We start from the raw sequence: 16,293 nt of genomic DNA, 5'->3' as shown, positions 1-16,293 counted from the left end.
CCGATGGCGACGCGCCACCTCCCCCGCCTCGCGGGGGAGGAGAAGGGAAAGAGCGGTCGCGCCCACCTAGTTCGCCGGGCCGGGCTGGGTGTTCGCCGCCGGGGCCGGCGGGGCGCTGAAGTCGATGCTGGGCGCCGACTGGGCGTTGGCCGTGGCCTGGAACAGCTGGGCCGGCTTCTGCGAGCCGTACAGCGTCTTGGCCCAGATGATGCTGGGGAAGGTCCGCAGCGTGGTGTTGTAGACCTGGGCGGTGTTGTTGTAGTCGCGCCGGGCGATCGAGATCCGGTTCTCGGTGCCTTCCAACTGGCTCTGCAGGGCCAGGAAGTTCTGGTTCGACTTCAGCTCCGGATAGCTCTCCTGGATCATCATCAGCCGACCCAACACGCCCGACAGCTTGTCCTGGGCGGCGGCGTACTGCTGGAACTGGGCCGGGTCGGTGATGGTCGAGGCGTCGACCTTGACCTGGGTGGCGCTGGCCCGGGCCTGGGTGACCTCGACCAGCACGCCCTTCTCCTGGGCCGCGTAGCCCTTCACCGTCGCCACCAGGTTGGGGATCAGGTCGGACCGCCGCTGATACTGGTTCTGCACCTCGGCCCAGGCTGTCTTGGTCGCCTCGTCCTGGGTGGGGATGGTGTTGATGCCGCAGCCGGCCAGGAACAGGCTCACGGCGATAACGGGGGCGAGACGGGTGAGGGTTCTGAGCATCCGCATGAGGAGTCCCTTCAGGCCTGATTGGATCCGGTGGATCGTTCTGACGGCGGGTGGTTCTATGGGTGGACGCACACTAGCGAGGAGCGTCCCGCCGATGCAAACGCGGTGACGACCTGAGCTTGCATTTTCGCGCAATGCGCGCGTTTGTCATCCCGGAAACGGCAGAGGTGTGGTCGGGGCCCTTGTCCGGTCCCAAGTCCAGCGCGAGTCAGGCCTCTTCCGCCGCGAACGCCGCCTTGCGCGGACCCATGTAGCCGAACAGCCAGGCCGCCACCTTGCGGATCTGGATCTCCTCGCTGCCTTCGGTGATCCGATAGCGGCGGTGGTGGCGATAGATGTGCTCGAACGGCTTGTGGCGCGAATAGCCCAGGCCGCCATGGATCTGCATGGCCCGGTCGGCGGCCTCGCAGACCAGGCGGTTGGACCAGTAGTTGCACATCGACACCTTGTCGGAGAGCCGCTTCTCGACCTCCGGCTTGGTCATCTGGTCCATCTCCCAGGCGGTCTTGCGGATCAGCAGGCGCAGCATCTCGGCCTGGGTCGACAGCTCGACGATCGGGAACTGGATGGCCTGGTTCTCGGCCAGGGCCTTGCCGAACGGCTTGCGCGTCCGCGCGTACCTGATGCTTTCCTCGATGCAGAAGGTCGCCGCGCCGAGGCTCGACGCCGCCTGGCGGATGCGGTTCTCGTGCACGAAGTGCTGGGCCAGGGCCAGGCCGCCGCCCTCCGGCCCGAACATCGCCTCGTCCGGAACCCACACCCCCGTGAAGCTGACCCGGGGGTGGTCGGTGGGCATGTTGAAGGTCCAGAGATACTCCTCGATCTTCACGCCGGGCGCGTGGGCGGGCACCAGGAAGCAGGTGATCCCCCTGGCCGAGCCGTCCTCGCCGCTGGTGCGGGCGAACAGGGCGCAGTGGGTGGCCGCGTGCATGCCCGTCGTCCACATCTTCTCGCCGTCGATCCGCCAGCCGCTCTGGCCGTGGTGCTCCGCGCGCACCGCCCGGGTCTCCATGAAGGTGGCGTCCGAGCCGTGGTTGGGCTCGGTCAGGCCAAAGGTCGGGCGGAAGGCGTGACGGTCCAGCATGTCGGGGATCAGGTGCTGCTGATCGGGCCGGCCGAAGTCGCGGATCATCAGCACGAACGGATTGTTGCCGACGATCGAGTGCTCGTTCTGCAGGTCGTTGAACAGGCCCAGGCCCTTGGCCGCCAGGTGCTCGCGGATCACCGCCATCCAGAGGTTGGAGCCGTCCTGGCCGCCGTACTCTTTAGGAAGGGCGAAGCGGTAGTGGCCGGCGGCGTCGGCGATGCCCCGGGCCTTGGCCAGCAGTTCCTCCCACTCGCGGCGCGGCAGGCCGCCGCCGTCCCAGTCGGTGCGGGCCCATTCGCGGCGGTGGTCGAAGAAGCGCTCGTTGTCGTGCTCGGCCTGCAGCGGCGCGATCTGGTCGGCGATGAACGCGTCGAGCGTCGCCAGATAGGCCGTCAGTTCCGGCGGCAGGTTGAAATCCATGGCCGCGTTCTCCCTATGGCTGGCCCCGTTCGGGCTCGTCTCAGGCGAATATGGACCGCCCTTCGGCCTCGCCAAGTCTGACGTGACGGAACGCGGGCCCAGCCTGCCTTCCAGGCGGGCAGGGCGGACGCGTCTCCGATCCCGTCGCGGCCATGGCTTGGCGCGGCGGAGCTCGGACCGCTAGGGTCCCGAGGCGATCATGACCCGGAGGAACGCGCGTGGGCGAGACGAGACTGAGCAACCGCCGCGCCGTGCTGGCGGGACTGGGCGGTCTGAGCGCGACCAGCCTGGCCGGATGCGTGACCCAGGGGGGAGCCTCCGGCCTGATCGCGCCATCCCGTCCGGCCTTCGTGGTCCCGCCGCTCGCCCCGCTGCGGATGAGCGCCGACCGCATCACCAAGATCACCGTCTGCCTGCGGCCGTTTCGCGCCGCGGGGCCCCGCCTCGACGTCGAAACCGTCGGCGACAAGCGGGTGGTGCACAACTACGGCCACGGCGGCAGCGGCTGGTCGCTGTCGTGGGGCTCCAGCACCATCGCCGCCGGCAAGGCGCTGGAGGGCGGAACCAAGGCGGTGGCGGTGATCGGCTGCGGCGCCCTGGGCCTGACCTCGGCCCTGCTGCTGCAGCGGGCCGGCGCCAAGGTGACGATCTACGCCAAGGAGCGCACGCCCCAGACGCGCTCGTTCCGCGCCACCGGCACCTGGTCGCCGGACTCGCGCGTCGCCGACGCCGACAAGGTCGCGCCCGGCTTTCCAGCCCTGTGGGAGGAGATGGCCCGCTCTTCCTACGCCACCTACCAGACCCTGCTGGGCCTGCCCGGCGAGCCGGTGTCGTGGAGCGACCGCTACACCCTGTTCGACGGCGCGGGCGGCGGTCCGCGCGGCTCCCATCCCGCCGGAGCGATCCACTTCGCGGAATACGGCGATCGCCTGCACGACATCGTGCCCGGCTTCCAGGACCTGCCCGCCGGCTCGCATCCGTTTCCCGTGAGCCGGGTGCGGCATGGGACCTCGATGCAGTTCAACGTCACCGACCTGGCCCACATGCTGACCAGCGACTTCCTGGCCGAGGGCGGCAAGATCGTGGCCATGACCTTCGACACCCCGGCCGACCTGGCGCGGCTGAGCGAGCCGGTGGTGGTCAACTGCACCGGCTATGGCGCGCGGGCGTTGTGGAAGGACGAAACCATCACCCCGGTGCGCGGCCAGATCGCCTGGCTGGCCCCGCAGCCCGAGGTTCGCTACGGACTCTATTACAAGCATGTCTCGGTCCTGCCGCGGCCCGACGGCATCGTCGTGCAGCAGGTGGGCGACAGCGACATGTGGGGCTACGGCGTCGACGTCGAGCAGCCGGACCGGGCGGAGGCGGAGAACGCGGTGGCGACGATCGCCGGACTCTACGCCAGGGCGTCCAGCGGGGGCTGACAACCGTCGCCTGAAACAAGCGTTTCATTAAAAAATGCTCATGCGAAATACTTTTCGCTTGCGATAATTCTGAACGCTGATATCTAAGCAGTGCTTAGTTCTGACCCGAAGCATCGGTGGGGATACCGATGCTGAACATCCCCCGGGTTTGAACGACCAGTACAGCTTTTCGCCGATCATCGATCATTCCCACTCCCTGAATTCGCTGGAGGGCTTTCCATGAAGCTCCAATCCCTGGCGGCTGTCGCCGCCCTGTCCGTCTCTCTGTTCGCCGGCTCGGCCTTCGCCGACGGCCGCATCGCGGTCGCCCTGGAAAACCCGGTCGCCGCCAAGACCAAGGTCGTCGCCGGCGGCGCGGTCTTCATCTGCGACGGCGCCGAGTGCGTCTCGACCGCCGCCCCGTCGCGGGCCCTGACCGCCGTGGCCTGCAAGGCGCTCGCCAAGGAAGTGGGCCCCGTGGCCGCCTTCGGCGGCGACGCCAAGTCGCTCGACGCCGACGACCTGACCCGCTGCAACGCCTCGGCCAAGGCCGGCGTGCAAACGGCCGCGAAGTAGGCGCGCCCTTTCAGTACCCGGACGCTTTTGGGGCTCCCCCGCCCCGTCCGGCTGTTTCCTCGAACATTCGCCTGATGGGGCGGCGGGCCGGTCCCGCCGCCTTTTTTCTTGGTCCCCATTATCATGGGGCCCCCTTTATTGTTGGGCGGGGTTCGGACTAAGGGACCTTCCATGACCTCCTCGACCGCCGCCCTGCTGGAAGCCGCCCTGCGCGAGATCGCCGGGCCCGACGCCGAACCCACCTCGATGACCGTCGACTACGGTCCGGTCGCCGAACCCGTTGCCGCCAAGGCCTGGATCGAGCGTTCGACCCGCAGCCTGGTCTTCGCCCAGGCCGAGGCCCGAACGACGGACGGCGCGATGGTCGCGGCGGCCTCGGCCGTGTTCCGCAGGGTCAGCCCGACCTAGCGGCCACGGTTTTCGCAAAACCCCGGCAAACCTTACGCATCGGCCTCGGTTGCGACTGCGAAGGACGCGTGTTATCAGGCACGCGGCTTCGGACGGGGCGGCGCGAGAGCGCCCGCCCTCCTTGCGCTTTTCTAGAGCGCGTTCAAGCCTTTAAGCCGGGATGAGAGTTAAACTTCTTGTCCGCGGCGATTGCAACGCACCGGGCGGAACAAGTGGCGGACGAAACCAAGGCGACGGATGCGGGACAGCGCTATGCGCAGTCCCTGTTCGAACTGACGATCGAAAATAACCAGCTGACCAAGGTCGAAGCCGATCTCAAATCGCTTCGCGCCATGGTCGCCGCCAGCACCGACCTGCGCCGCCTGCTCGATAGCCCGGCCTTCAGCGCCGAGGACAAGGCCAAGGGCCTGACCGCCGTCGCCGTCAAGGCCGGCTTCCAGCTGCTCACCGCCAAGTTCCTGGGCCTGGTGGCCAGCAACGGCCGCTCCGGCGACCTGATGGGCGCCATCACCGCCTTCATCGAAATGTCGGCCCAGCATCGCGGCGTCGTCACCGCCGAGGTGGTGACCGCCAGCGCCCTGAGCGCCGCCCAACTGAAGGGCGTCTCGGCCGCCGTGGCCTCGGCCCTGGGCAAGACCCCCGAAATCTCGACCCGCGTCGATCCGTCCATCCTGGGCGGCATCAAGGTGCGTGTCGGTTCCCGCCTGTTCGACGCTTCGCTCCGTTCGAAGCTCGATTCCCTGAAATTCGCCCTGAAGCGCGCCTAAGCGTATAAGCCGCCTCAAAGATAAAACGCAGAGAGCCCAAGACAGCCATGGACATCCGCGCCGCCGAGATTTCGGCCATCCTCAAGTCGCAGATCGCCAATTTCGGCGAAGAAGCCGCCGTCTCGGACGTCGGTCAGGTGCTGTCCGTCGGTGACGGCATCGCCCGCATCTACGGCTTGGACAACGTCCAGGCCGGCGAAATGGTCGAGTTCCCGAAGGCCGGCGTGAAGGGCATGGCCCTGAACCTCGAGCGCGACAACGTCGGCGCCGTGATCTTCGGCCAGGACCAGGCCATCAAGGAAGGCGACGAAGTCCGTCGTCTCGGCGAGATCGTCGACGTTCCGGTCGGCCGCGGTCTGCTGGGCCGCGTCGTCAACCCGCTGGGCGAGCCGATCGACGGCAAGGGCCCGATCGTCTCGACCGAGCGTCGCCGCGTCGACGTCAAGGCGCCGGGCATCATTCCGCGCAAGTCGGTGCACGAGCCCGTGCAGACCGGCCTGAAGTCGATCGACACCCTGATCCCCGTCGGCCGCGGCCAGCGCGAGCTGATCATCGGTGACCGTCAGACCGGCAAGACCGCCGTCGCCATCGACACCATCCTGAACCAGAAGGCCGCCAACGCCGGCAAGGACGAGAGCGCCAAGCTCTACTGCGTCTATGTCGCCATCGGCCAGAAGCGTTCGACCGTCGCCCAGATCGTCAAGACGCTCGAAGAGCACGGCGCCCTAGAATACACCATCGTCGTCGTGGCCTCGGCCTCCGAGCCGGCCCCGCTGCAGTACCTGGCTCCGTTCTCGGGCTGCGCCATGGGCGAGTGGTTCCGCGACAACGGCCTGCACGGCCTGATCATCTATGACGACCTTTCCAAGCAGGCCGTCGCCTATCGCCAGATGTCGCTGCTGCTGCGCCGCCCGCCGGGCCGCGAAGCCTATCCGGGCGACGTCTTCTATCTGCACTCGCGCCTGCTGGAACGCGCCGCCAAGCTGAACGAAGACAACGGTTCGGGCTCGCTGACGGCTCTGCCGATCATCGAAACCCAGGCCAACGACGTGTCGGCCTACATCCCGACCAACGTGATCTCGATCACCGACGGCCAGATCTTCCTGGAAACCGACCTGTTCTACCAGGGCATCCGCCCGGCCGTGAACGTCGGCATCTCGGTGTCGCGCGTCGGTTCGTCGGCCCAGATCAAGGCCATGAAGCAAGTCGCCGGCGCGATTAAGGGCGAGCTCGCCCAGTATCGCGAAATGGCCGCCTTCGCCAAGTTCGGCTCGGACCTGGACGCCTCGACCCAGAAGCTGCTGGCCCGCGGCGAGCGCCTGACCGAGCTGCTGAAGCAGCCGCAATACGCGCCGCAAGCCGTCGAAGAGCAGGTCTGCGTGATCTACGCCGGCACCCGCGGCTATCTGGACGGCATCCCGACCAGCAGCGTCCGCCGCTTCGAAAGCGAGCTGCTGGCCCGTCTGCACAGCCAGCACAAGGACCTGCTGGACAACATTCGCACCAAGAAGGCCCTCGACAAGGATCTGGAGAACACGCTGAAGAGCGTGCTCGACAGCTTCTCGGCGACCTTCGCCTAAGGCGATCGATGGCCAACGCACCCAAATCCTTGGACGCATGGTCCGGCGAATTTGGCGACCGCTACACGCAACGTAGCGGCGCCAGCGCCGAGGCTGTTCGCGGCCGCGCGCGGGTTTGGGGCGAGGTTCTTCGACGCATGACCGGCGACATGCCCAAGAGCGTCCTGGAGGTCGGCCCGAACGTGGGCCTCAACCTGCTGGGCATTCAGGCGCTGTCGGACATGGAGCAATGGGCCATCGAGCCCAATGCTTCAGCTCGAGCGAAGTTGGTCGAGAACGGCGTCCTGCCGACCGAGCGGTTGTTCGAGGGTTTCGGTCACAGCATCCCGCTGGCCGACGGCGCGGTGGACATGGCCTTCACGGCCGGCGTCCTGATCCACGTCGATCCCAGCCAGCTGGAGGCGACGATGCGCGAAGTGCACCGCGTGGCTTCCAAGTACGTCTTCTGCTCCGAGTATTTTTCGCCGAAGGCCGAAACGATTACCTACCGTGGCGAACAAGATCTTCTGTTCAAGAACGATTTTGGCTCGCTCTACATGGATATGTTCCCAGATCTGCAGTTGGTCGATTACGGGTTCTTCTGGAGAAGAACGACCGTGATGGACGACAGCACCTGGTGGTTGTTTAGGAAGGTCTGATAGGCGGATGGCAAGCCTAAAGGAAATGCGCAATCGGATCGCAAGCGTCAAGGCGACGCAGAAGATCACGAAGGCGATGCAGATGGTGGCGGCCGCGAAGCTGCGCCGGAGCCAGGACGCGGCCGAGGCCGCCCGTCCTTACGCCCGGCGTCTGGCGGCGGTGATCGCCAACCTGGCGGCCGGCGTGTCCGGCGACGGCGCGCCCGCGATGCTGGCCGGCACCGGCCGCGACGATCGTCACCTGATCATCGTCGCCGCCGCCGACCGCGGCCTGGCCGGCGGCTTCACCTCGTCGATCGTCCGCGCCGCGCGCGAGAGGATCGACAGCCTGGTCCGCGAGGGCAAGGACGTGAAGATCATTTGCATCGGCAAGAAGTCGACCGCCCAGCTGCGCCGCCTCTACAGCGACCGCATCGTCGAGAACTTCGACCTGTCGGCCTATCGCCAGTTCACCCTGACGGTCGCCCAGCCGATCGCCGACGTCGTCACCCAGCTCTACGAAGCCGGCGACGTCGACGTGGTCACCCTGTTCTACAGCCGCTTCAAGTCGGTGGTTCAGCAGATCCCGACCGCGCTGCAGCTGATCCCGGCGACGGTCGACGGCGGCGGCGCCCCGGCCGCGGCCCAAGGCGGCGCCCAGGCGGTCTACGAGTACGAGCCCTCGGAAGAGGCCATCCTCGAGACCCTGCTGCCGCGCAACCTGACGGTCCAGATCCTGTCGGCCCTGCTCGACAACATGGCCGGCTTCTACGCCAGCCAGATGACGGCGATGGACAACGCCACGCGCAACGCCGGCGACATGATCAAACGCTACACCCTCGAATATAACCGCTCACGTCAGGCCCAGATCACCAAGGAGCTGATCGAGATCATCTCCGGCGCCGAAGCCGTCTGATCCTGAACCTCACCATAAAACGCCCGCAGAAGACGCACGAAAGACACTGAACGCCATGGCCAAGACCCCCGCTAAGGCTCCCGCCGCTGCCAAGCCGGCCGCCGTGAAGACGCCCGCCGCTCCGAAGGCTGCCGCCGCTCCCAAGGCCGCCGCCGCGACCGCCGCCGCCAAGAAGCCCGCCGCCCCCAAGGCCGCACCCGCTTCGAAGGTCGCCGGAACCCGCGAAAAGCCCGACACCATCGGCGCCGGCACCGGCAAGCTGGTGCAGGTCATCGGCGCCGTCGTCGACGTCGAGTTCACCGGCGAGCTGCCGGCGATCCTCAACGCCCTGGAAACCGTCAACATCGCCTCGGGCCAGCGCCTGGTGTTCGAAGTCGCCCAGCACCTGGGTCAGAACACCGTCCGCGCCATCGCCATGGACGCCACCGAAGGTCTGGTCCGCGGCCAGGAAGTTCGCGACACCGGCGAGTCGATCCGCGTTCCGGTCGGTCCCGGCACCCTGGGCCGCATCATGAACGTCATCGGCGAGCCGATCGACGAGCAGGGCCCGATCAAGTCGGACATCTACCGCACCATTCACCGCGACGCCCCGTCCTTCGCCGAGCAGACCAACACGGCTGAAGTGCTGGTCACGGGCATCAAGGTCATCGACCTGATGTGCCCCTACACCAAGGGCGGCAAGATCGGCCTGTTCGGCGGCGCCGGCGTGGGCAAGACCGTGACCATGCAGGAACTGATCAACAACATCGCCAAGGCTTACGGCGGTTATTCGGTTCTGGCCGGCGTGGGCGAACGCACCCGCGAAGGCAACGACCTCTATCACGAGATGATCGAGTCCAACGTCAACGTGGACCCGAAGATCAACGGCTCGACCGAAGGCAGCCGCTGCGCCCTGGTCTACGGCCAGATGAACGAACCCCCGGGCGCCCGCGCCCGCGTGGCCCTGACCGGCCTCTCCATCGCCGAGTACTTCCGCGATGAAGAAGGCAAGGACGTGCTGCTGTTCGTCGACAACATCTTCCGCTTCACCCAGGCCGGCGCCGAAGTGTCGGCTCTGCTGGGCCGCATCCCCTCGGCCGTGGGCTATCAGCCCACCCTGGCCACCGAGATGGGCAACCTGCAGGAGCGCATCACCTCGACCAACAAGGGCTCGATCACCTCGGTCCAGGCCATCTACGTGCCCGCCGACGACCTGACCGACCCGGCGCCCGCCGCCTCGTTCGCCCACTTGGACGCCACCACCGTTCTGAGCCGCGACATCGCCGCCCAGGCCATCTTCCCCGCCGTCGATCCGCTGGACTCGACCTCGCGGATCATGGACCCGCTGATCATCGGCCAAGAGCACTACGACGTGGCCCGTTCGGTCCAGGAAGTGCTGCAGCAGTACAAGGCCCTGAAGGACATCATCGCCATCCTGGGCATGGACGAGCTGTCGGAAGAGGACAAGCTGACGGTCGCCCGCGCCCGCAAGATCCAGCGCTTCCTGTCCCAGCCGTTCCACGTCGCCGAGCAGTTCACCAACACGCCCGGCGCCTTCGTCCAGCTGAAGGACACCATCCGCTCGTTCAAGGGCATCGTGGACGGCGAGTACGACCACCTGCCGGAAGCCGCCTTCTACATGGTCGGCCCGATCGAGGAAGCGGTGGCCAAGGCTGAAAAGCTGGCTGGCGAAGCGTAATGACCGACGAACTCGAGCTGATCAACTTCTGCTGCGAAGAACTCGAGGATGCGGTGTCTTCGGATCCCGAAGCCTCGCTGATCGAGCATGACAGCGGTCTGATCCTGCTCAATCTGGGTCATCGGGAAGAGGATGGTGAAACCGGCGTCGTGCTGGCCACCATCCGCTTCTGCCCGTTCTGCGGGACCGAGATCCAGACCGACGAAGACATCGAGGCGGCGCTCGGCGCCGTGGAGATCGTGGAATAATGGCTAAGCTGCACTTCTCCCTCGTCGCGCCCGAGCGCGAACTGTTCTCGGCCGAGGTCGACCAGGTCGACGCCCCGGGCGCGGAAGGCGACTTCGGCGTCCTGCCGGGCCACGCCCCGTTCATGACCACCCTGCGCGAAGGCCGGGTCACGGTCCGCGACGGCGCCAAGGTCCGCCTGTTCGACATCCAGGGCGGGTTCGCGGACGTCGGTCCCGACGGCTTCACGATCCTGGCCGAACACGCGGTCGAGGCGGCTTAAGGCCGCGAAGACCCGCCTTCGGGCTCGAGACATGACGGCCCGGGCGTGAAAGCGTCCGGGCCGTTTTGTGTTTGGCGGCGCGGATATCGCCGACGGCCTCCGGGCCCTCTCAGGCCACCGGCGGCGTCGCGCGCTGGATGTCCAGGTACCGCGAGAGTTCGCCGACCAGCCGGCGCGAGGCGGCCAGGTCGGCGTCCTCGGCGGCCTGCTCGAGGCTCGCGCCGAAGTCGGTGATCGCCAGGAAGCCGAACGCGCCGCCGGACCCCCTCATGTTGTGCCCCAGAAGGATCACCGCCTCGAAGTCGTCGCGGTTCAGCGCGTCGCCCATGGCGACGACATGCTCGCGACAGCTCTCCAGATAGGCCGGAACGCGGGCCGCGAGCCGCGCGCTCGGCCGCCAGGGCTTGGGGGCCTCGACAACGTCCGTAGACGGATCGGCGCCTTGCGGGAGGGGCGGCGAGACGGCCGAATAGTCCTTGATCGCCTGCAGCAGCACGTCCTGCTTGATCGGCTTGGTCAGATAGGCCGTGCAGCCCGCCGCCAGGCAGGTCTCGCGGTCGCCCTTCAGGGCCGAGGCCGTGAGCGCGATGATGGGGGTGGGCTGACGGTCATGGGCCTTTTCCCAGGCGCGGATCGCCCGCGTCGCGGTCAGGCCGTCCATCACCGGCATTTGCCGGTCCATCAGCAGCAGGTCGTAGTGTCCGGCCTTGAACATCTCGCAGGCGATCAGCCCCGTCTCGGCCACGTCGATCAGGTAGGGCGTGTCCTCGAGATAGGCCAGGGCGATCGTGCAGTTGTCGGCGGAATCCTCGGCCATCAGGATACGGAGCGGCGGCAAGGGCGCTTCGGGGCCATGGCCCACGGGCGCGCTGACCGGCCGGTTGGCGGCCGCCCAGACCTCGAACGGCACCGAGAATTCGAAGACGCTGCCCTGGCCTACGACGCTGGTCACCCCGATCCGTCCGCCCATCAGCTCGACCAGGCGCTTGGAGATCGTCAGCCCCAGGCCCGAACCGCCAAAGCGCCGGGTCGTCGAGGAATCCGCCTGGGTGAAGCGCTCGAACACGCGGCCAAGCTTGTCGTCGGCGATCCCGATGCCGGTGTCGGACACCGAGAATCTCAAGGCGGTCGGCACGCGGCCGTCGAGATCCCGTTCGACCTTCAGGGCGACCTCGCCGGCCTCCGTGAACTTGATCGCGTTGCCCAGCAGGTTGAGCAGGACCTGGCGCAGACGGGTCGGATCGCCGACCAGGTCGTTGCTGACACCGGGGGCGATCGCGCAGGTCAGGGTCAGGCCCTTCTCCTGCGCCTTGGCCGACACCATCTCGATCGCCTTCTCCAGGTGATCGCTCAGCGAAAAGCCGGTCTGTTCGAGATCGAGCTGCGAGGCCTCGACCTTCGACAGGTCCAGGATGTCGTTGATCAGGTTGAGCAGGTTGTCGCCCGAGCGACGGAAGATCTGGACGTACTTGTCCTGCTCCGGCGTCAGCGTGGTCTTGGCCAGCAGATCGGCGATGCCCATGACCGCGTTCATCGGCGTGCGGATCTCGTGGCTCATGCTGGCCAGGAAGTCGGACTTGGTCGCGCTGGCGCTCTCGGCGTGGGCCTTGGCCTGCTGCAGCTCGGCCTCGACCCGCTTGCGCTCGGTGACGTCGCGCGCGGCGGCGAAGACGCCCTGCAGCGTTCGGCCGCGATCGTAGAAGGTGGTGGCGTTGTAGGAGACCACGGTCTGTTTGCCGTCGCGGCTTCGAACCGTCAGCTCGTAGTCGGTCAGCGACTTCTCGGCGAGCACGCGCTTGATGCCCGCCTCGGCGCGCTCGGGATCGGTGAAGCAGTCCTTGAACGGCGCGCCGATCAGCTCGTCGCGGGTCGAGCCGGTCAGGGCCTCGGTCTGCTTGTTGACGTCGGTGATGATGCCCGCCGGATCGGTCGTGATCAGAGCGTCGATATTGGATTCGATCAGCGAGCGCGTGTAGAATTGCTGGTCGCGAAGGCGTTGATCCGACCGCTTCTGCTGCTCCTCGACCAGCTTGCGCGCGGTGTTGTCGGTGCCGATCAGCAGGTAGCCGATGATCGCGCCGGCCGCGTCGCGCAGGGCCGTGACCGACACGACGGCCGGAAACCGCGTGCCGTCCTTGCGGATGTAGGTCAGCTCGTAGATGTCCTCGATCCCGCGCGAGGCCTTGAACACCAGGGCCTCGAAGCCCGGCTCGATCGAGGTCGCCAGCTCGGCGCTGAGGGCCCGGGCGCGGGCGACCAGTTCCTGGGGATCGGAGATGTCGGCCGGCGTGATGGTGTTCATCACCTCGGCGGCCGTGTAGCCCAGCATCCGCTCGGCGCCGACGTTGAAGATCTGGATCACGCCCTTGGCGTCGGTGGCGATGCTGGAGAAGTTGGCGCTGTTGAAGATGGCGCTCTGCAGGGCTCCGGCCTTGAGCAGCGCTTCCTCGGCCTCCTTGCGCGCGGTGTTGTCGGTGCCGATCAGCAGGTAGCCGATGATCGCCCCGGCCGCGTCGCGCAGGGCGGTGACCGAGACGACGGCCGGAAACCGCGTGCCGTCCTTGCGGATGTAGGTCAGCTCGTAGATGTCCTCGATCCCGCGCGAGGCCTTGAACACCAGGGCTTCGAAGCCGGGCGTGATGTCCGTCGCCAGCTCGGCGCTCAGGGCCCGCGCCCGGGCGATCAGCTCCTGTGGATCGGAGATGTCGGCCGGCGTGATGGTGTTCATCACCTCGGCGGCCGTGTAGCCCAGCATCCGCTCGGCGCCGACATTGAAGATCTGGATCACGCCCTTGGCGTCGGTGGCGATGCTGGAGAAGTTGGCGCTGTTGAAGATGGCGCTCTGCAGGGCGCCGGCCTTGACGATGGATTCCTCGGTCTGACCCGCCGCGGGGCTCTTCGCGGTCTGAGTGCGTGACTGCCGGTCGCTCGGCGCCGCCTTGGGGCTTGAGATGACGTTTCCTGACTCGGAACAGACCGACCATGCCCTCGACTTGAAGGATCACGGAGTCCTAGTGCAGCAGCTTGCCCACGGAGATTTCAAGCTGCTCGGGAGAATAGGGCTTCTGGATGAACTGGCCGCCGCCGACGAACAGATCGCTCATCTCGGGGGTCAAGGGGCGGCCCGAAGTGTAGAGCACCCGCAGACCCGGCCGCAGGGTGATGGCTTGATTGGCGACCTCGTATCCGCCGAGCGACAGCGCGTTCAGGCGAATGTCGACGAACAGAACATCGATGTGGTCGGCGGTGGAGAGGTGGGTCAGCGCGCCGGCCAGATCCTCCGCCATCAGGGGCGTATGACCGAGATCCTCGATCGCCCACTCCGCCGCCTGGCGAATGAAGACTTCATCTTCGACGACGAGAACGACCGCCATCAGACGCTCGAACGACTTGACTGCTTCAAGAGAACGCACCTTGCCCGCTTCCGACAGACCGCGCGCTCGACACCGAGCATGGGGGCTGGAGAAATACCGAGGACGACAAATGCGTCCTGGGCGCGGAACCCGCCTTGAATAGCACCGAACCCCTGTCGGGTTGCACGGAAAGTAAATTCGGCGCGCCGGGCGGTGACGCCCACCGCGTCCGGCCCAAGGTCGCGGCGTCACATAACGTTGTTCTGCGACGCCGCGATTGCGCTTAAGCTGCCGACCGCGCCGTCCGGGCGCCGGGGAAACACCGATGCGGGCTTTGGCGACCATCCTCATTTCGACGGCCTTGCTGGCCGCCGGTTCGGCCCAGGCCGCTCCGACCTATCGCCAGGAGGTGGTCGACGTCTTCAAGTCGGTCTGCCTGCCCGCCGGAACCAACGCCGCGGCGGTGGCTGTCTCGGCCGCCAAGCTCGGCTGGAAGCCGGCGCCCGCCTCGATCAAGGCGATGTGGCAGGGACCGGCGACCAAGGTCTGGGTGTCGCCGGCCAACGCGCGGTTCTACCTGGCCCAGTCGCCGCAGGGCGGCTTCTGCCAGGTCGGCTACTACGACGGCGCCCAGCCGGTCACCAGCGACCCCGCCGCCTTCGCCCAGCTGCTGCGCGCCATCATGATCCACGCGGGCATCGCCGTCGGCTCCGGCTTCGTCAAGATCAGCGAGAGCGATCAGTTGATGCAGCAGGGCCACTATGTGTCGCCGGCCTATCCGGGCCTGAAGATGGACGTCGTGGCGGCCAATTTCCCCGACGCCCCGAATTTCCTGCTGAACACCGCCAAGCCCTGAGCGGCTTGGCGGCCTCTGACTTTCGCCCCTGAGACGTCACGCCGCACCCGTGGGGCGAGAAAATTACACCTGTGACCCATTCTCCGCCTTAATCCGTCACCATAAGGGTTGCGAGGGAACGCCTGTCGGTTTTAATGCCGACCTCTTGCCTAACGGGGATAACTCGACCATGCGCCTTGCGCTCGCCAGCCTGATCGCCCTCGGCGCGGTCTCCACCGCCGTCGCCCAGGAGCAGACCGCTCCGACGGCTCCGACCGCGCCCGCCGCCGCGCCCGCCGCGACGCCGGCGCCGGTCGCCGACCCGGCCGCCCAGACCCCGGCTGCTCCGGCCGCCCCCGCCGCCCCGGCCGACGCCATGATGGCGACGCCCGCCGTGGCCGCGCCGCCCGCCGGCCAGGCCCCGGAATATGTCGCGCCGACCCGTGGTCCGCCCACCACCGACCCGGTCTCGCTGCAGCTGCTGGGCGTGCTGGACAAGGTCTGCAAGCCGGCCGTGGTCGGCGGCGACGTGCCGTCCCTGGCCAAGGCCGCCGGCATGAAGAAGAAAAAAGAGCAGTGGGTGATGGATATCGGCAAGCCGTATCTGATCGCCGTCGACAACCCCGGCTCGAACAAGAACGTCTGCACCGTCACCATCCAGTACGCCCAGGGCGACGCCCAGGCCCAGCAACTGGCCAACGCCCTGCACGACTGGGCGACCTGGGAGAACAAGCCGCAGCTTCGCCTGATCCGCAACGACCTGACGGTCAGCGACGTCAAGCGCCTGACGGTCTCGTGGGACGACGCCTGGGCCGACGGCCACGCCGGCCTGGTCTACATGCGCCTGAAGAAGCTGGACGACAGCTCGATCGGCAAGAACTTCGAGCAGGCCCAGATCCTGTACAGCACCACCAGCCGCTAAGCGGCGTCGGAGCCGGGGGCTTGCTCTCCGGTCCGGTGGTCCTATCTAGTCAAAGGCGCGGGGACGACCCCGCGCCTTTTCCTATTCTTCCGGGGACGACCCCGCTCGCCCCTTTTTGGGGCGCGTTTTCTCCACGCGAACCGGTTTCCACTTCGCTTGAAAACGCTTGCCGCAGGAGCCGGTCTTGGCCTGGGTCATCCTCTTCGTCGCCGGTCTGTTCGAGATCGGCTGGGCCGTGGGCCTGAAGTTCACGCAAGGCTTCACGCGCCCGATCCCCACTGTCCTGACCGGGATCAGCCTGGTCGCCTCGATGGGCCTGCTGGGCTGGGCGGTGAAGTCGCTGCCGCTGGGCACGGCCTATGCGGTGTGGACCGGGGTCGGCGCGGTCGGCACGGCCATCGTCGGCATCTTGCTGTTCAAGGAGCCGGCCACGGCGGGGCGGCTGGTCTGTCTGGCGCTGATCGTCTCGGGCATCCTGGGGCTGAAGCTGTTCACCCCGGCCCACTGAACAC

The 16,293-nt window shown here is 67.2% G+C and carries 17 protein-coding genes; 13 read left to right on the top strand and 4 right to left on the bottom strand.

Annotation, left to right across the window (positions count from 1 at the left end):
• Positions 1 to 66: 66 nt before the first annotated feature.
• Positions 67 to 726 carry a LemA family protein gene (locus ASD38_RS12275; protein WP_156390729.1) on the bottom strand — a complete coding sequence of 220 codons (660 nt, stop codon included), beginning with the start codon at positions 724 to 726 and terminating at the stop codon, positions 67 to 69.
• A gap of 193 nt (positions 727 to 919) precedes the next feature.
• Positions 920 to 2,218 (bottom strand): acyl-CoA dehydrogenase family protein, encoded by a 1,299-nt coding sequence (locus ASD38_RS12270; protein ID WP_056440122.1) that lies wholly within the window; start codon positions 2,216 to 2,218, stop codon positions 920 to 922.
• Positions 2,219 to 2,436: 218 nt separating this feature from the next.
• Between ASD38_RS12270 and ASD38_RS12265 the strand changes: the two genes are divergently transcribed.
• The 10 genes from ASD38_RS12265 to ASD38_RS12220 all read left to right on the top strand — a co-directional run bounded on the left by ASD38_RS12265 (position 2,437) and on the right by ASD38_RS12220 (position 10,671).
• Complete coding sequence (locus ASD38_RS12265) at positions 2,437 to 3,642, top strand: FAD-dependent oxidoreductase (protein ID WP_056460352.1); 1,206 nt, start codon at positions 2,437 to 2,439, stop codon at positions 3,640 to 3,642.
• Between the two features lie 219 nt (positions 3,643 to 3,861).
• The gene (locus ASD38_RS12260) at positions 3,862 to 4,197 is read left to right on the top strand and encodes a CC_3452 family protein (protein ID WP_056440126.1); all 336 of its coding nucleotides are present in this window, start codon (positions 3,862 to 3,864) and stop codon (positions 4,195 to 4,197) included.
• Between the two features lie 171 nt (positions 4,198 to 4,368).
• Positions 4,369 to 4,605, top strand: a complete 237-nt coding sequence (locus tag ASD38_RS12255) for an acyl-CoA thioesterase domain-containing protein (RefSeq protein WP_056460350.1) — start codon at positions 4,369 to 4,371, stop codon at positions 4,603 to 4,605.
• A 212-nt stretch (positions 4,606 to 4,817) separates the two neighbouring features.
• On the top strand, positions 4,818 to 5,372 hold the full coding sequence (locus ASD38_RS12250) for a F0F1 ATP synthase subunit delta (RefSeq protein WP_056440129.1): 555 nt from the start codon (positions 4,818 to 4,820) through the stop codon (positions 5,370 to 5,372).
• 47 nt (positions 5,373 to 5,419) lie between these two features.
• On the top strand, positions 5,420 to 6,952 hold the full coding sequence (gene atpA, locus ASD38_RS12245) for a F0F1 ATP synthase subunit alpha (protein ID WP_056440131.1): 1,533 nt from the start codon (positions 5,420 to 5,422) through the stop codon (positions 6,950 to 6,952).
• Between the two features lie 8 nt (positions 6,953 to 6,960).
• Complete coding sequence (locus ASD38_RS12240; protein WP_056460348.1) at positions 6,961 to 7,590, top strand: pseudaminic acid biosynthesis-associated methylase; 630 nt, start codon at positions 6,961 to 6,963, stop codon at positions 7,588 to 7,590.
• A 7-nt stretch (positions 7,591 to 7,597) separates the two neighbouring features.
• A complete protein-coding gene (locus tag ASD38_RS12235) occupies positions 7,598 to 8,485 on the top strand; it encodes a F0F1 ATP synthase subunit gamma (protein ID WP_056460346.1) in 888 nt (295 codons plus the stop codon).
• A 55-nt stretch (positions 8,486 to 8,540) separates the two neighbouring features.
• Positions 8,541 to 10,163 (top strand): F0F1 ATP synthase subunit beta, encoded by a 1,623-nt coding sequence (gene atpD, locus ASD38_RS12230; protein ID WP_056440137.1) that lies wholly within the window; start codon positions 8,541 to 8,543, stop codon positions 10,161 to 10,163.
• A complete protein-coding gene (locus tag ASD38_RS12225) occupies positions 10,163 to 10,411 on the top strand; it encodes a hypothetical protein (protein WP_056440139.1) in 249 nt (82 codons plus the stop codon). Before atpD ends, ASD38_RS12225 begins: the two co-directional genes overlap by 1 nt.
• Positions 10,411 to 10,671, top strand: coding sequence for an ATP synthase F1 subunit epsilon (locus ASD38_RS12220; protein WP_056440141.1), 261 nt, complete (start codon positions 10,411 to 10,413; stop codon positions 10,669 to 10,671). Before ASD38_RS12225 ends, ASD38_RS12220 begins: the two co-directional genes overlap by 1 nt.
• Positions 10,672 to 10,780: 109 nt before the next feature.
• On the opposite strand, the gene ASD38_RS12215 is transcribed toward ASD38_RS12220, so the two are convergent.
• The gene (locus tag ASD38_RS12215) at positions 10,781 to 13,507 is read right to left on the bottom strand and encodes a PAS domain S-box protein (RefSeq protein ID WP_268760999.1); all 2,727 of its coding nucleotides are present in this window, start codon (positions 13,505 to 13,507) and stop codon (positions 10,781 to 10,783) included.
• A gap of 175 nt (positions 13,508 to 13,682) precedes the next feature.
• A complete protein-coding gene (locus ASD38_RS12210) occupies positions 13,683 to 14,045 on the bottom strand; it encodes a response regulator (RefSeq protein ID WP_056440145.1) in 363 nt (120 codons plus the stop codon).
• 304 nt (positions 14,046 to 14,349) lie between these two features.
• Here ASD38_RS12210 and ASD38_RS12205 point away from each other — a divergent pair, with 304 nt between their 5' ends.
• The 3 genes from ASD38_RS12205 to sugE all read left to right on the top strand — a co-directional run bounded on the left by ASD38_RS12205 (position 14,350) and on the right by sugE (position 16,289).
• Positions 14,350 to 14,880 carry an NMCC_0638 family (lipo)protein gene (locus tag ASD38_RS12205; RefSeq protein ID WP_056460344.1) on the top strand — a complete coding sequence of 177 codons (531 nt, stop codon included), beginning with the start codon at positions 14,350 to 14,352 and terminating at the stop codon, positions 14,878 to 14,880.
• Positions 14,881 to 15,049: 169 nt separating this feature from the next.
• A complete protein-coding gene (locus ASD38_RS12200; protein ID WP_056460343.1) occupies positions 15,050 to 15,781 on the top strand; it encodes a hypothetical protein in 732 nt (243 codons plus the stop codon).
• Positions 15,782 to 15,965: 184 nt separating this feature from the next.
• The gene (gene sugE, locus ASD38_RS12195; protein WP_056461397.1) at positions 15,966 to 16,289 is read left to right on the top strand and encodes a quaternary ammonium compound efflux SMR transporter SugE; all 324 of its coding nucleotides are present in this window, start codon (positions 15,966 to 15,968) and stop codon (positions 16,287 to 16,289) included.
• Positions 16,290 to 16,293: the final 4 nt, after the last annotated feature.

Source organism: Caulobacter sp. Root487D2Y (genome assembly GCF_001427165.1).
Taxonomy (GTDB): Bacteria; Pseudomonadota; Alphaproteobacteria; order Caulobacterales; family Caulobacteraceae; genus Caulobacter.
This window is presented reverse-complemented; position numbering and strand designations above follow the sequence as displayed.

What these genes read in the sequence shown, in the direction of transcription:
- ASD38_RS12210 (WP_056440145.1), bottom strand. Translation starts at nt 14,045, where the DNA reads ATGGCGGTCGTTCTCGTCGTCGAAGATGAAGTCTTCATTCGCCAGGCG.
- ASD38_RS12260 (WP_056440126.1), top strand. Translation starts at nt 3,862, where the DNA reads ATGAAGCTCCAATCCCTGGCGGCTGTCGCCGCCCTGTCCGTCTCTCTG.
- ASD38_RS12270 (WP_056440122.1), bottom strand. Translation starts at nt 2,218, where the DNA reads ATGGATTTCAACCTGCCGCCGGAACTGACGGCCTATCTGGCGACGCTC.
- ASD38_RS12205 (WP_056460344.1), top strand. Translation starts at nt 14,350, where the DNA reads ATGCGGGCTTTGGCGACCATCCTCATTTCGACGGCCTTGCTGGCCGCC.
- ASD38_RS12255 (WP_056460350.1), top strand. Translation starts at nt 4,369, where the DNA reads ATGACCTCCTCGACCGCCGCCCTGCTGGAAGCCGCCCTGCGCGAGATC.
- ASD38_RS12240 (WP_056460348.1), top strand. Translation starts at nt 6,961, where the DNA reads ATGGCCAACGCACCCAAATCCTTGGACGCATGGTCCGGCGAATTTGGC.
- ASD38_RS12235 (WP_056460346.1), top strand. Translation starts at nt 7,598, where the DNA reads ATGGCAAGCCTAAAGGAAATGCGCAATCGGATCGCAAGCGTCAAGGCG.
- ASD38_RS12200 (WP_056460343.1), top strand. Translation starts at nt 15,050, where the DNA reads ATGCGCCTTGCGCTCGCCAGCCTGATCGCCCTCGGCGCGGTCTCCACC.
- atpD (WP_056440137.1), top strand. Translation starts at nt 8,541, where the DNA reads ATGGCCAAGACCCCCGCTAAGGCTCCCGCCGCTGCCAAGCCGGCCGCC.
- ASD38_RS12225 (WP_056440139.1), top strand. Translation starts at nt 10,163, where the DNA reads ATGACCGACGAACTCGAGCTGATCAACTTCTGCTGCGAAGAACTCGAG.
- ASD38_RS12220 (WP_056440141.1), top strand. Translation starts at nt 10,411, where the DNA reads ATGGCTAAGCTGCACTTCTCCCTCGTCGCGCCCGAGCGCGAACTGTTC.
- atpA (WP_056440131.1), top strand. Translation starts at nt 5,420, where the DNA reads ATGGACATCCGCGCCGCCGAGATTTCGGCCATCCTCAAGTCGCAGATC.